Source organism: Pseudomaricurvus sp., from assembly GCF_965662505.1.
Taxonomy (GTDB): domain Bacteria; phylum Pseudomonadota; class Gammaproteobacteria; order Pseudomonadales; family Cellvibrionaceae; genus Pseudomaricurvus.
The window spans coordinates 1-13,774 of the sequence record NZ_CBFIHX010000094.1 but is presented as its reverse complement, the minus strand read 5'-3'; the positions used below and the strand labels follow the sequence as shown (position 1 = coordinate 13,774).

The following is a 13,774-nucleotide window of genomic DNA, read 5'->3' as shown; positions in this document are numbered from 1 at the left end:
CTCCAGCACCCGAAAGTAAATCACCGCATTCACTTTGACCGACACATTGTCCCGGGAAATCACGTCCTGAGTAGGTACATCCATTACGAAAGTCCGCAGGTCAACCTTGACCATTTGTTGCAGAACTGGAATCAAAAGGATTAAACCAGGTCCTTTGACCTTATAAAAACGCCCCAGCATAAATACCACGCCACGCTCGTATTCACGCAGGATCCGGAACATCGAGAAGACAAATAGCAACACAAAAACGGTCAGAACCAGACCGATAAAGGGGATATCTGCAAAAAACATAGTGTTTCTCCTGCCTTTGCCTTATTCGTTAATGACTGGGGTCGTTACCCGCGTGTTAGCCAGTCGATTTACTCACGCGCAAGTACACACCTTCAATCGCAGTGACCGTCACCTGATCGTTTACCTGCAACGGTTGCTCACTGTGCACCTGCCACAGTTCGCCATCCAACCTCACCATAGGAGTTCCTTCGTGCAGTGTTTCCACTAACGCCTTGGCCCCCAGTAAATGCTGTAATCCTGACACAACAGCCCGCTTGCGAGCTTTTACCACCATGCCTAATGCAAACACCAGCAGCCCCGCACTGAACACAGCAATCCCCAGTATGAGCGGCATTGCTATCTGATACCCTGGCAGGTGGGTGTCCATCAACATGATTGAACCAATCACAAAAGAAATCACACCACCCAGCCCCAGAATACCGAAACTGGGAGCAAAGGCTTCTGCCGTCATTAAACCAATACCCAAAATGATCAGTCCGAGACCGGCATAGCTCACCGGTAGAACCTGAAACGCGTACAGAGCAATGAGTAGACACATCGCGCCCAGCACTCCGGGAAGACCAAACCCCGGATTAGAAAATTCAAAGATCAGCCCATAGATGCCAATCAGCATCAAGATATACGCGACATTGGGATTGGTAATCACTGCGAGAAAGGCACTGCGCCAGTCCATAGCGTGTCGATGAATTTCCGCCCCTTCAGAAGCAAAGGTATAGTCCGAATGATTGAGCTGCACCTGGCGGCCATCCAATTGTTTCATCAAGTCAGTGACATCCGTCGCCATCAGATCAATAACGTTTAATTCCTGAGCCTGATCGGCAGACAAACTCACGCCCTCACGCACCGCCCGACTCGCCCACTCGCTGTTGCGACCACGGAGTTTGGCCAGCCCCTCAATGTAGGCCACGGCATCGTTGATGATTTTTCGCTCCATCGCCGAACCCGGTACAAGGTCGCTCTGTTCCTGTGGCTTTTTGGGACTTCCGAGACGGTCCGCACTTCCGGAATTTTCCGCTGTATCTTGTTCTGAAGAGGGAGCGGGGGATAACTCAGGGGCATCTCGCTTTTCCGACGGAGATTCTTCCGGCATTCCGGGCATTCCGGGCGCCCCCATCTGCACAGGCGTGGCCGCCCCCAAATTGGTGGCAGGCGCCATGGCCGCCACATGGCAAGCATAGAGAATGTAAGTGCCGGCACTGGCCGCTCTGGCTCCCTGTGGAGTGACATAGCCCACCACAGGAATCTCAGCGGCCAGAATGCTTTTGATCATGGTGCGCATGGCAGAATCCAGCCCGCCCGGCGTATCGATCAACAATACCGCAAAGGATGCTTTTTGTTCCTGCGCCTGCTCCAGCCCCCGGATCACATGATCTGCGGTAGCGGGCCCTATCGCGCCCTGAATATCAATCAGCCAAACTGTGCCACTGGCGCTTGTGGCCTGAGCCAAACACCAAAACAGCAACAATACTAAGCAACGCTGAGACAACCCCCTCATCGCATATTTCCTGTGTGCAGTGCACAAAAAACAACCAAGCGGTATCTCTCACTATGGAAGCGATTCAGGGTTGTTGCAAGGTGGGGAAAATGAAGAAAACAAAGAACGCAGCCCTGACAGGGCTGGGAAGGATTCAAGACTGTAAAAAAGAGGGACTTGAAAGATCTCAACCAACTATCAGTGAGATCTTTTAAACCAAAACCGAATGACAAACACCGGAAGCATCAAGCCGGTTTATCCGCTCCGCGGCATTTTTTTGTCAAACCTTCAATGAAGTTACGCAGGATCTGATCTTTACACTCGCGGTAATGCTTATTGCCAGGCTTGCGAAAGAACGAGCTGAGCTCATGATCGCTGATGGTCATACCCGCCAGTTCAAGTGTCGCCAACATATCGTCACTTTTATAATCCATGGCGATCTTGAGCTTACGAATCACCAGGTTGTTGGTGATTTTTTTCTCATGCTCCACCATCACCCCTTCCCGCCGGCCACGGCGTAGAATAATCAACGCGTTCAGAAAAGTAGCCAGCTGCTTGTCGGTGCAACGTTTAAAGTAAGGATCGTCGTCTTTCTTTAACCAGCGCTTTACCTGATCAGGTGTTACCTGCTCACCGACTGAGGCAAACATATTGACGATTTTCGTATCGTGAAAATCAAACACATAGCGTAAACGGCGTAAAATATCGTTATTGGTCATTGCACACCCTGACTGGAAAAAGTGACGTCTTCAATTCAGGCAACCTGACGAGACTGTTGTTCCTGATGATCCAGGTATTCGTCATAAGTCCCCTGAAAATCGATGACTTGCTTATCCTTGATTTCAATCACTCGGGTCGCCAGCGAAGAGACGAACTCACGATCGTGACTGACAAAGATGATCGTACCTTCGTATTTCTTCAGCGCCTGATTCAGTGCCTCAATAGACTCCATGTCCATGTGGTTGGTGGGCTCATCCATAATCAGAACATTGTTGTCTGTCATCATCAACTTGCCATACAGCAGGCGGTTCTTTTCACCACCGGAGCACACTTTGGCTTTTTTGTTGGCATCGTCGGCGGTAAACAACAAGCGTCCCAGCATCCCGCGAACCATTAAATCATCGTGCTTGGGCATACGCCATTGGGACATCCATTCAAACAGGCTCAGATCACTGTCGAAATCCGCAGTGCTGTCCTGAGGGCAATAACCGATTTCGGCGTTTTCAGCCCATTTGACTTCACCCGCATTGGCGTTGAATTGTTTCATCAAGCAGCGCAAAAACGTCGTTTTACCGGCGCCGTTTTCACCAATCACCGCCAGGCGGGCACCCGCTTCCAAAATCAGATCACCGCCGGAAAACAGGGTTTCACCGTCAAAACCGTGGGACAAATCTTCCAGCACCAGGGCCTGGCGGTGGAGTTTCTTGGATTGCTCAAAGCGGATAGAGGGCGTCATCCGACTGGAGGACTTCACTTCGTCCAGCTTGATCTTGTCCATTTTCTTGGCGCGGGAGCTGGCTTGCTTGGCCTTGGAGGCGTTGGCGGAAAAACGGTTTACAAACGCCTGTAATTCGTCGATTTCGGCGCTTTTCTTCGCGTTTTCAATCAACAGCTGTTCACGGATCAGAGACGATGCCGCCAGGAAGGCCTCGTAGTTACCCGGGTAAATACGCAGCTCACCATAGTCAATATCAGCCATGTGGGTGCAGACAGAGTTCAGGAAATGCCGATCGTGCGAAATGATGATCATGGTGCACTTGCGCTCATTCAACACCGTGGCCAACCAGTTGATGGTGTGGATATCCAGGTTGTTGGTCGGCTCGTCCAACAGCAAAATGTCCGGATTGGCAAAAAGCGCCTGAGCCAGCAGTACCCGCAGCTTCCAACCGGGAGCCACCTGTGACATCAAGCCAAAGTGCAATTCTTCATCGATACCGGCGGACAGCAGGATCTCACCCGCACGGCTTTCGGCGCTGTAGCCGTCCATATCGGCGAACTCGACTTCCAGTTCAGCGACTTTCATACCGTCTTCTTCAGACATCTCAGGCAGACTGTAGATGCGGTCACGCTCCTGCTTTACCCGCCACAGATTGGTATCGCCCATGATCACCGCATCCACCACCGAGTAGTCTTCAAACGCAAACTGATCCTGGCTGAGAGTGCCCACGGTAAAGCCGGGCGTGATGGACACATTGCCGGACGTGGGTGCCAATTCACCGCTGAGGATTTTCATAAACGTCGATTTGCCGCAGCCGTTGGCACCGATCAGACCGTACCGATTGCCATTACCAAACTTGGCGGAAATGTTTTCAAACAATGGCTCAGCGCCAAATTGCATTGTGATGTTTGCGGTGGAGATCAAGGGGTTCTTCCTAAAAACGTAGAGACCTGAATCGTCGAGGCCATAAGCGAAGAGACTAAAACGCAGCGCAGGAGGCAGCCGAACGGCAGCGCGCCGTAACAAGAGGTGCGTTAAAACAGTTGCCTTAGACGACATCATGGACGTCGTACTAAAGGCAGCGCACTATAGAGAGTTAGAGGGGTAAAGTCGAGACAAACTGGCTAATAAATGCTCAAAAAAGCATCAACTGCTGTGCAGCTGACGGATCAAAGCAGGAATCTCATGAGGGTGCATCACCGTGTGGCTGGGCTCAATACCCAGTTCTGCGTCCAGCGGCTGCTGATGCTGAATCCAGACAGAGGTGATCTGGCAGCTATGAGCTCCGGCAATGTCAGCGGCGAGGCTGTCGCCCACGTGGATGGCCTCATGGGCTTCGCAATTGGCCAGCTTAAGGGCTTTTTCAAAAATGGATCGTGCGGGCTTCTGCTCTGGCTCCTGACCACCGATGATGATGTGATCGACATGCTCAGCCAGCTTGATCGCTTCCACCTTGGGTATTTGTGAGTACTCAGGACCATTGGTGATCACCACCAGAGTGAACAGCTGACGTGCTTCGGTCAGGAATTCCATAATACCCGGGTAGAAGTCAAACGCAGCGAGACGATCATGATCGAAGGTGTCCTGCAGCCCCTGAGCGTCTGCTTCGGCCACCTCATCGACACCTTGATCCGCCAACAGGTCGCGAATCAACTGCACACGAAGCACGCGCTCCCCCTGCTGTTGGGCAATGGGCAAATAGCGCTCACGCTGCGCGTCACTCCACTCGCGGTAAATGCCTTTCACATAGGCCGCACTGAAAATCTGGCCATCAAACCCGGCGTTCTGACCGTATTTTTCCTCGGCTGCCTGCCCCAGCAACCGCTGTGCTTTAGCGTTCGCACCCTTGGTATCACAGAGCGTTTCGTCCATATCGAGGAAAAGGGCTTTTAACATCGTTGCGTCCAGAGATCAGTCATAAAAGAGCTATTGTAACCCGTTTTGATGAAGAAATTCTTAATCCACACACCATTTCTTAATCCACACACCATTGACGGCGACGTGCAAAAAGCAGCCAAAACAACACCGCCATCACCGCATGAATGACTAATACTGCAGGACTGCCGCCTTCGGCCAACATCATGGTGGAAGCCGCTGCCAGAGCTGTATGGAAGGTCGCGAGTATCCCCAAAGCCACCCCCATAATGCGGAAATTATCCCGCCCGGACCAACCCCAAAACACCACACTGGCCATCGTCACAGCAGCGAATCCATAATTAATCACAAAGGTCAGAGACAAGGGGTCAGCGTGTGGAGCCACTTTGTAAGGAGCAACAATCAAAAGCACGCCAACGAGGCCTTCGAGTAAAACATGCAGGACAAATGCAACAAGCAATAGTTTCTTCATTATTTTCTCTTCTTATGAAACCCGTCGAAGAAAGCATTCTGACATGGACGCCACCCAGTTCAAAGCTGGCTATATAAAGCTGGATATATAAAACTGGATACATAAAGTCACACACCATGCATTGCACGCCAGATCATATATATTTGCATGTCTTTCCTCACAACTAGCCACAATTCACTATAATCATGGCTCAGGCTTGCCGGCAGGCACCAAATGGCAGATCACATTCTCCAGCAGATAATATTCTCCATTAAGCCTAATCATTCACTCCCACCATTCACTCGAATAACACAAGGCCAGATCCATGCTGACACTCCACGGTTTCCCCTACTCCAATTATCACAATATTGTGAAACATGCCCTGCTGCATAAAGGCATCCCTTTCGAAGAGCATATTGTCTACCCACAAACTCCGGAGATGCTGGCGGTAAACCCTATGGGCAAGGCGCCCTCTATGACCACGGAATCCGGCACCAAGCTGTCCGAAAGTAGTGTTCTGGTGGATTATCTGGAAGATGCCTACCCTGAAAAACCGCTCTACCCTGCCGATGCGGACGCTCGGGCTCAGGTGCGGCAGTTGATGAAAATATCCGAACTCTACATTGAATTGCCCGCCAGACGTCTGCTGCCAACCTTACTGGCGAAGGTTCCGGTAGAGGATAAGGTTTTGAATGAGATCCGCAGTGTGCTGACCCACGGCATCAACAGCCTGAATACCCTGGCGACTTTTTCGCCTTATCTCACAGGCAGCGAATTAACCGCAGCGGATATTTACCTGCGCTATGTGATGTCAGTAGCGCAACAAGTAGCCACGAACGTACTGCAATGGGATTTGACCACCGAGATTCCGGGTTTGAAAGACTGGAGCGACTTAATGGCTGATACCGATATCGCCAAAAAAGTAGACGCTGATCGGGAAGCCAACGCCAAGGAATTTATGGCCTATGTTGCAGGACTGGGGAAAAAGTAGTCTGAAGGAAACGCTCTGAGGGAACCCCTCAGAGAGAATGCCTCCCGTAAGAAGACCGGTTTAATCCTGATTCTTACTTTTCCACTTGGCCCACGGATCAACCGATTGGTTCGGGGCCTCCTGAGAAGAGGTATTCCGCTTGGGTGCATCGTACTTCTTGTCAGATACAGAACTCTTTTTGTCGGACACGGATCGCTTTGGACGCTCCGATTTATCCACCTCAATCACCGCAGGATCGCGAGGCTTCTGATTCAGCGGGACCTTCCGATCGCGAGGCGGCAACTCGTACTGCTCATCGTCCGGCTTGGGAAGACGCTTGTACTTGTACAGATAGAAACCTTCCACCTTCTCCCGTGCCCACGGGGTTTTGCGCAAAAACTTCAAACTCGATTTGATGCTGGGATTGCTTTTGAAGCAGTTGATATTGATTGCGCTGGCCAGCACATCCCAACCATAGTGATCCACTAACTCTGTGAGCAAAGCTTCCAGCTTCACACCATGTAACGGGTTGTTCTTCTGCTCTTCAATCATACAACTGCCTGTGGGCCGGAAATTAGGAAAAACACCTGAGCAAGGTGCTATACAGCATCATACTCAGGCATTAACCGGGATTTAAAGCCCTTTCTGAGGACATAGCAAATATTTCTCGCCCGTGGTTTTCAGATTGTACTGCTTGGCGATATCCGCTTGCAGCATTTCCGCCAGTGAAACTTCCTGAGTGTAATGGCTGGCAAAGGTGGTTTTTAACTCACGTGCCACACGGCCACGCAACTCATTGCCCTTCTCCATGCCGATCTTAGCCAGGAACAGAGGCAGCAACCAGCCACCAACACCCCAAGCCATACCATAACCACGGCTCAGCGTTGTCGGAGATACATCCAGACCACCGTAGAGGTATACCTGCTTATGAGTTGTTGAACCGTAAATGCTGTATTCCGATGGTGTCCGCTGCGCCGCCAACTCCATCGCTGTCAGAATCTGATCCGCCAGACGACCGCCGCCGGTGGCATCAAACGCAATGGTCGCGCCCGTCTCATGCAGTGCATCGGTGAGATCTGCCATAAAGCTCTCATCGCTGCTGTTGCAAATGTATTTCGCTCCCAGCGCCTTGAGAATATCCACCTGCTCCTGCTTGCGGACAATATTCACCAGATCAACGCCATCAGCCATGCAGATCTTGTTGAGCATTTGCCCCAGATTCGACGCCGCTGCGGTGTGAACCAGCGCTTTGTGGCCTTCCATTTTCATGGTCTCGACCATACCCAGAGAGGTCAGCGGGTTTACAAAACAGGATGCCCCTTCTTTTGCCGTGGTGCCCTCGGCCAGTGGCAGACACATCATTGCAGGAATCGCACGGTATTGGGCGTACATTGCACCACCGAACAAACCAACGGTTTTGCCCATCAACGCCTGGGCTTCGTCACTCTTACCGGCAGCCACTACCACGCCGGCGCCTTCGTTGCCCACGGTTAACGCCTGGCCTACACGAGCTTTAAAGCGCTTCATCAGGGCCGGTGCCACAGGAGCTGAGAGCACAGTATCGGTACCGGTGCCACGGGTTTCAGCCTCACTGATATCAGCCGGACCGAACAACACTCCCAGATCAGACGGGTTAATCGGGGAAGCTTCGACCCGAACCACGACTTCGTGATCCGCCGGAGTGGGTATACCCACATCCTCCAGGGCCACCTCTAGGGTGCCGTTTTCCGTCAGGGTAGACTGAATTTGAAATGCCGTAGACATGATCTTTCTCCGATGTGGAACGCACATGATTGTGCTGTTACGTTATTAGCGTGTGAGGCAGGCTAACGGTTATTCAGATCTGACGCTATGGGTCATTTGTGACAATCTACTTGTGTAAATGGCACTTAATGGCACATAACTCAACGATCGCTCTCCAAAAACCACGATTATCTTTCTCTTTAGTTACAACTCACTGGCTAGAGCGTAAAAAGGTTTGTAGGCTACCCTTTCAATAACGCACAATCGTGAAATCAGACGACAGCTGTCCACTTCATAACAAGGATGTAAAACAGGATTTGCTTGCATGAACCACTTATTCATTCTGGGTGCTTTAGCGGCACAATCACTCATACGACGTGCTCCATTTCCGCAGACTGCCTTTTTGATTGCAGCGCCTCTGCTGTTGTCGCTTGTCTCAACAGAAGGTTTCGCAGCAGACACACCCGAAGATAAGCCGACAGGTACAGAGGTCTCTGCAGCAGAAACCCTGGCTCAGTCGGTTTATGACCGCCCTGCGGGTAAAGACATGAGCGCCCGTGTGATTATGGCACTGGAAAGCAAAGGTGAAATCAAGAAAAAGCGGTTACTCTACAGCTATGCCGCTGATCAAGGTAATGCTGAACGCTGGACGCTGATGCGTTTTGTCACACCAAAAGATGTCGCCGGTACCGGGCTCCTGTCCATTGACCAAGCCGGTGATAATTCAGACCAGTGGCTTTACCTCCCCTCTCTGGATCGCGTGCGTCGAATCTCATCCAACCGCAAGGGCGGCCGCTTTGTCGGTTCTGACTTTTACTACGAAGACCTGAGCGATCGCGAAGTGAATATGGATCACCACCGTCTTCTGGGTACGGATAAAGTGGGCGGTGTGCCCTGCACGCTGCTGGAAAGCATCCCCGTTGAGAAATCCAATTCCGTCTATTCGAAGCGAGTCAGCTGTATCCACAAGAAATTGCTGATTCCTCTGCGGGTCGATTTTTACACGCGTGGCAAAAAGCCTATCAAGCGCTTGCAAGCCAGCAAGATCCGCAAAGTTCAGGGCTACTGGAGCATCTATCAAAGCACCATGATTGATCTGAAAAAAGATCACAAAACCCACCTGATCACTACCGACCTCATCTACGATCAGGGACTGCCAGATCAACTGTTCACTCAGAGAGGCTTGGCGGACGAGACTCTGGAATTACCTTACCGGCCGGACAATAAAAAAGAAGATCCTAAAAACAAAGACAAAGACAAAAGCAGTAAAAACAAAAACAACACCTGATGCTTTTAGGTGATAGCAAGATCATCACAACAACTATAAAAAGACAGCGCAAAACCATAAGGAATGCACCATGAGCTATACCCATCCGTCACTGCTGGCGGCACTGTTATTGAGCTTGAGCTACACAATGCCCGCTCAAAACGTTTACGCCGAATCAGATCTGCTGATCATTGAAGACGACACCAGCGAAGAACTTGTTATCGAAGACGATTCAGACAGTTTATCCATCGACGATGGCAGCAGTGATGCCCTGTCTATTGAAAACGAACTGTCCATAGAAGATGACATGTCTATAGAAGACGGTCTGTCAATCGATGACGAACTGATGATCGATGAGAGCCAGCCAGGTCAACCCAATGAGGATCTGGGTGATACGTTGCAGAATTACACCTCGACATCCAAACGCGGCGTGAACATTTCTCTGGATGAAGTGTGGTTCGAATACGGGCGTTACGAAAGTGACAGCCCAGCGGAATATCAACTCTACGGTCACACCAAAGGCACCATCAATTGGCAGAACGATAAGTGGGAACTGCAAGCCTCCGCCCGTCTGGATTACTACGAAGAGCACCCCGATGGATCTGATTCATCTTCTAATAACAAAGGCGACTGGGATAAAACCAAACTGGATTATGACGAAACCTTCATTCGTTACCGTGGCAACAGTGGCGCCCTGACCATCGGCGCGCAAAAGGTAATCTGGGGCAGAATCGATGAAGTGCCTCCCACGGATCGCCTCAGCACTCAGGATCTGCGACGCGGACTGCAGGACGACCTTGAAGACCGTCGTCTGGCTTCAGCAGCCGTGCGCTACGAATACTTTATTGGCGATGGCAAGCTGGATTTTCTGTATATCCCGCGTTTTCGAGAAGCCGAACTGCCTGACAGCAACAGCGTGTGGTATCCCATCAATCAGCGGGAAGGAACCATTCTAGGTCTCGATACCAACCCGCTGATTGAATCGGTCGTCCGCAATACCCCGATAGACGATGACGCACCCAATACCGACGGCGGTTTCGGTGTGCGCTTCAATCAACTGGGCAGCGGTTTCGACTACGCACTGGGTGTTCAACACGGCATTTCCACGCTACCGTACTTCACCTACAACGCAGGCCGCAACGTGATCGAGTCCCGCTACCTGAGATCCACCACCGTCTCCGGTGATCTGGGCTTTGAAGCCCTCGGCGGCACACTTAAACTGGAAGCTGCCTGGAACAGCGACACCCCCATCACTCGCACAGACGGACGTTTTGACACCACCGAAAGCCTTGCCTGGGGCATAGCACTGGAGATGTTCCCCGGTGACAGCGATACCCGCCTTAATGTACAGCTAACCGGCAACTACCTGATCGATGCGCCGGATGTTCTCGATCGCGATGACATGACCTCCATCAACGGTACCCTGGACATGCCGTTTGCCGACAACAACTGGCGAGCGCGGATGCGATTTAACGTCGGCTTGGATATGAGTGACCTGTACTTCAACCCGGAACTGACCTATACCGGTTTCACTAATCAGGAAATTTATCTGGAACTGCACGAATACAATGGCGACACCGGAACCATTGGCGGCTTCTATGAAGACAACTCACTGGTTAACTTGGGCTGGCGCATCAATCTCTAATGCATAACGACCATACCCGACAGGACTACCAGCAAATTCTGGATCGGCAGTTTTTCAGCAAGCCGGGGCGTGCCTGCGCCCTGCTGGATGACGGTATCTTTGTTCTCACCAACGAACTGTTTGCCAAACGCCTGGGTTACGAGCGCGGTGATCAACTGGAAGCTACCAACCTGCTCGATCACACCGTGGATCTGGACAAGGACGAACTGCGTCTGTTTTTAAGACAGGCGGCGCAGACCCACCCAAGCGAAGAGCACTACCCGCGGATCGATGTGCACATGCGCAACGCCCGCGGCAAACTCATGGCCACCGAGCTGCATGCCTGTCATGCCCGCCTGGACGGTGAGGACGTTATTGAAGTCCGCATGACCACCGCAGAAGACCGCAAGATAAGTAATCGGTTGCGCAACCTGCCCTGGAATCTGTACTTGTGCCTGGTGTGCTTGCTGGCGATTACGGTTCTGCCGAACGCCATTCTGCCCAAGCTCAATATCAATAACGCCCCCACCACCTTCTTACCACCGGATGCCCCCAGTCGCATCTTGAACGATCATGTGCGCACACTCTTCCCCGATGATGAAGTGGTGATCCTGCTGTTTGAAGGGGTTGCGCTGTTTTCGGATGGATTTCTAACAGCCTACGATCAGCTCAGTATCGATATCGGTGATCTGGACTCCGTCAATAACGTTATTAGCGTGACCAATCAGGATCATATTGAAGGCACCGAGGACGGCTTTCTGATCAGTCCTCTGGTGGATCTTGATCAGCTGGACGACACCCACCCCAGTGAACGGTTAGCGCGGGCCACCAGCGACCGGTTTGCCAAAGACACCTTAGTGGCCGCCGACGGTTCCGCCATTGCCATGGTGGTGGTTCCCAATAACATGGACAACAGCATTCTGAACCTGCAGCTGGAAGAGACCATTCTCGATCTCGCTGAAGAACATCGTTTGGATGGTTATCTGCATGCCGTCAGTGGTGAAGTCACCACCGATGTGGCTCAGATGCGCATGATCCTGCATGACAACATGCTGTTTATCCCATTAACGGTACTGATCGGCTTGCTGCTGACCTGGCTACTGTTTCGCCGACTGCTGGCTGTCGTCATTACCGGGCTGGTCACCGGTGCCGTGGTCAACTCGACCATTGCTTTTTACGTTCTGTTCAACCAGCCCTTCAACTCTATTTCCAGCATTCTGCCGCCGCTGCTCTCGGCGCTTACCATTGCGGTACTGGTGCATGTGTATAACGCCTTGCAGTACGCTTCTCTGCGCGGTCTGAACGGTCGCGAACGGGTCGCTTCCGCCATGGCCGAAGTCAGCCGACCGGCGCTCTACAGCGCCATTACCACCGCCATTGGTCTGGCATCACTGGGCTTTAGCACCATTCCCCCCATTCGTATGTTTGGGCTCTCGGCCGCACTGGGCGTGTGCCTGATCTACGTAATTGTTATCCACCTGCTGCCGCCCATATTTGTGCAGTTTGACCGTCAGCCCTGGCCTAAGCGGCAGCATGGTCTGCAATATATGGATCGCCTGGTGAGCTTGCTGGTCGGTGTGGGACTTCGTTACCCCAAGGTCGTCATTGCCGCTGTGGTCTTATCACTGGCTGTAACAGCCCCGTTGATCGCCCGCATCAAGGTGGAAACCAACCTGCTGGAGTTCTTCCACACCGATCACCCATTGCGTGTAGACACCGCACACATTGAAGACACCCTCTCTGGCACACTGCCCATGGAAGTGGTACTGACCAGCGAAGACCCGGACTTGCTGCTCAGCCCGAAGATGCTAAGGCAAATAAGGGACTTTCAGGTCTGGCTGGAAAACAAACCTTCCGTAGACAAAACCCTTTCCGCCGCTGACTTTATTGAAGAGATGCACTGGGGATTTCACGCAGAAGACCCGAAATACCGAGCGATCCCCGACGATCCCAATCTGATCAGCCAGTATCTGTTTGTGTATGACGGGGAAGATCTGTTCGACTTTATCGACCGTGACTACCTCAACACCCGTATCGCCATCAGCGCGAACGTCCATGGGGCCAAAGAGATCCGTGAATTAATCGACAGCACCCGAGAGCACTTGCACAACACCATCGCCTTTAAGAACCTTGACGTCGATTGGCAAATTTCCGGTGCTGGCAGACTGTTTGCCGATCAGGAAGCGCTGCTCATCAGCGGTCAAAGCAAAAGCCTGGCTGGCGCACTGGTTCTGATTTTTCTACTGCTACTGGCCTCATGGCGCTCTCTGAGGGATGCTGCGCTGTGCATGATTCCCAACCTGTCCCCAATTCTGCTGATTTTTATTGTGATGGGGTTGATGCGCATCAATCTGGACATGGCGACCACCATGATTGCCAGTGTCGCGGTGGGTATTGCCATTGACGACACAATTCATGTCTATCACGGTTTTAATCACCGCATTAAAGCTGGCATTTCACCGGTCACCGCCCTCGCCCGCACTTATCAGAAAGCCGGTCGCGCCGTGATGACCACCACCCTGATACTGTGCAGCCAGTTCTTATTATTACTGGCCAGCGCCTTCGTGCCCATGGGCTACTTTGGCCTGCTCTCCAGTATCGGCTTGTTGGCAGCCCTGATATTTGACTTACTCCTGCTGCC

The 13,774-nt window shown here is 51.9% G+C and carries 12 protein-coding genes; 4 read left to right on the top strand and 8 right to left on the bottom strand.

Features of this window, described 5'->3' with window-relative positions:
• The 6 genes from ACTG33_RS12665 to ACTG33_RS12640 all read right to left on the bottom strand — a co-directional run.
• Window positions 1-291: SPFH domain-containing protein (locus ACTG33_RS12665; protein WP_439135589.1), on the bottom strand; the 291-nt coding region annotated here is incomplete at its 3' end.
• Window positions 292-346: 55 nt separating this feature from the next.
• Entirely contained in the window at window positions 347-1,786 is a 1,440-nt protein-coding gene (locus ACTG33_RS12660) for an NfeD family protein (RefSeq protein ID WP_439135588.1), read from the bottom strand.
• Between the two features lie 224 nt (window positions 1,787-2,010).
• Window positions 2,011-2,484, bottom strand: a complete 474-nt coding sequence (locus ACTG33_RS12655; RefSeq protein ID WP_439135587.1) for a DUF1456 family protein — start codon at window positions 2,482-2,484, stop codon at window positions 2,011-2,013.
• Window positions 2,485-2,519: 35 nt separating this feature from the next.
• Window positions 2,520-4,127, bottom strand: a complete 1,608-nt coding sequence (locus tag ACTG33_RS12650) for an ABC-F family ATPase (RefSeq protein ID WP_439135586.1) — start codon at window positions 4,125-4,127, stop codon at window positions 2,520-2,522.
• A 222-nt stretch (window positions 4,128-4,349) separates the two neighbouring features.
• Entirely contained in the window at window positions 4,350-5,099 is a 750-nt protein-coding gene (locus ACTG33_RS12645; protein ID WP_439135585.1) for an HAD family hydrolase, read from the bottom strand.
• A gap of 79 nt (window positions 5,100-5,178) precedes the next feature.
• A complete protein-coding gene (locus ACTG33_RS12640) occupies window positions 5,179-5,550 on the bottom strand; it encodes a hypothetical protein (protein WP_439135584.1) in 372 nt (123 codons plus the stop codon).
• Window positions 5,551-5,854: 304 nt separating this feature from the next.
• On the opposite strand from ACTG33_RS12640, the gene ACTG33_RS12635 reads away from it, so the two are divergent.
• Window positions 5,855-6,520: a glutathione S-transferase family protein gene (locus ACTG33_RS12635; RefSeq protein WP_439135583.1), complete on the top strand. Its 666-nt coding sequence runs from the start codon at window positions 5,855-5,857 to the stop codon at window positions 6,518-6,520.
• A gap of 60 nt (window positions 6,521-6,580) precedes the next feature.
• On the opposite strand, the gene ACTG33_RS12630 is transcribed toward ACTG33_RS12635, so the two are convergent.
• Together ACTG33_RS12630 and ACTG33_RS12625 are read right to left on the bottom strand one after the other, a co-directional pair.
• The gene (locus ACTG33_RS12630; RefSeq protein WP_439135582.1) at window positions 6,581-7,051 is read right to left on the bottom strand and encodes a VF530 family DNA-binding protein; all 471 of its coding nucleotides are present in this window, start codon (window positions 7,049-7,051) and stop codon (window positions 6,581-6,583) included.
• Between the two features lie 81 nt (window positions 7,052-7,132).
• Window positions 7,133-8,263 carry a zinc-binding dehydrogenase gene (locus tag ACTG33_RS12625; RefSeq protein ID WP_439135581.1) on the bottom strand — a complete coding sequence of 377 codons (1,131 nt, stop codon included), beginning with the start codon at window positions 8,261-8,263 and terminating at the stop codon, window positions 7,133-7,135.
• A gap of 304 nt (window positions 8,264-8,567) precedes the next feature.
• Between ACTG33_RS12625 and ACTG33_RS12620 the strand changes: the two genes are divergently transcribed.
• From ACTG33_RS12620 to ACTG33_RS12610, 3 genes are all read left to right on the top strand, one after another.
• Window positions 8,568-9,530: an outer membrane lipoprotein-sorting protein gene (locus tag ACTG33_RS12620; protein WP_439135580.1), complete on the top strand. Its 963-nt coding sequence runs from the start codon at window positions 8,568-8,570 to the stop codon at window positions 9,528-9,530.
• A gap of 70 nt (window positions 9,531-9,600) precedes the next feature.
• A complete protein-coding gene (locus ACTG33_RS12615; RefSeq protein WP_439135579.1) occupies window positions 9,601-11,154 on the top strand; it encodes a hypothetical protein in 1,554 nt (517 codons plus the stop codon).
• Window positions 11,154-13,774: efflux RND transporter permease subunit (locus tag ACTG33_RS12610; RefSeq protein ID WP_439135578.1), on the top strand; the 2,621-nt coding region annotated here is incomplete at its 3' end. The genes ACTG33_RS12615 and ACTG33_RS12610, both read left to right, overlap by 1 nt.

What these genes read in the sequence shown, in the direction of transcription:
- ACTG33_RS12630 (WP_439135582.1), bottom strand. Translation starts at nt 7,051, where the DNA reads ATGATTGAAGAGCAGAAGAACAACCCGTTACATGGTGTGAAGCTGGAA.
- ACTG33_RS12635 (WP_439135583.1), top strand. Translation starts at nt 5,855, where the DNA reads ATGCTGACACTCCACGGTTTCCCCTACTCCAATTATCACAATATTGTG.
- ACTG33_RS12645 (WP_439135585.1), bottom strand. Translation starts at nt 5,099, where the DNA reads ATGTTAAAAGCCCTTTTCCTCGATATGGACGAAACGCTCTGTGATACC.
- ACTG33_RS12620 (WP_439135580.1), top strand. Translation starts at nt 8,568, where the DNA reads ATGAACCACTTATTCATTCTGGGTGCTTTAGCGGCACAATCACTCATA.
- ACTG33_RS12640 (WP_439135584.1), bottom strand. Translation starts at nt 5,550, where the DNA reads ATGAAGAAACTATTGCTTGTTGCATTTGTCCTGCATGTTTTACTCGAA.
- ACTG33_RS12625 (WP_439135581.1), bottom strand. Translation starts at nt 8,263, where the DNA reads ATGTCTACGGCATTTCAAATTCAGTCTACCCTGACGGAAAACGGCACC.
- ACTG33_RS12655 (WP_439135587.1), bottom strand. Translation starts at nt 2,484, where the DNA reads ATGACCAATAACGATATTTTACGCCGTTTACGCTATGTGTTTGATTTT.
- ACTG33_RS12660 (WP_439135588.1), bottom strand. Translation starts at nt 1,786, where the DNA reads ATGAGGGGGTTGTCTCAGCGTTGCTTAGTATTGTTGCTGTTTTGGTGT.
- ACTG33_RS12615 (WP_439135579.1), top strand. Translation starts at nt 9,601, where the DNA reads ATGAGCTATACCCATCCGTCACTGCTGGCGGCACTGTTATTGAGCTTG.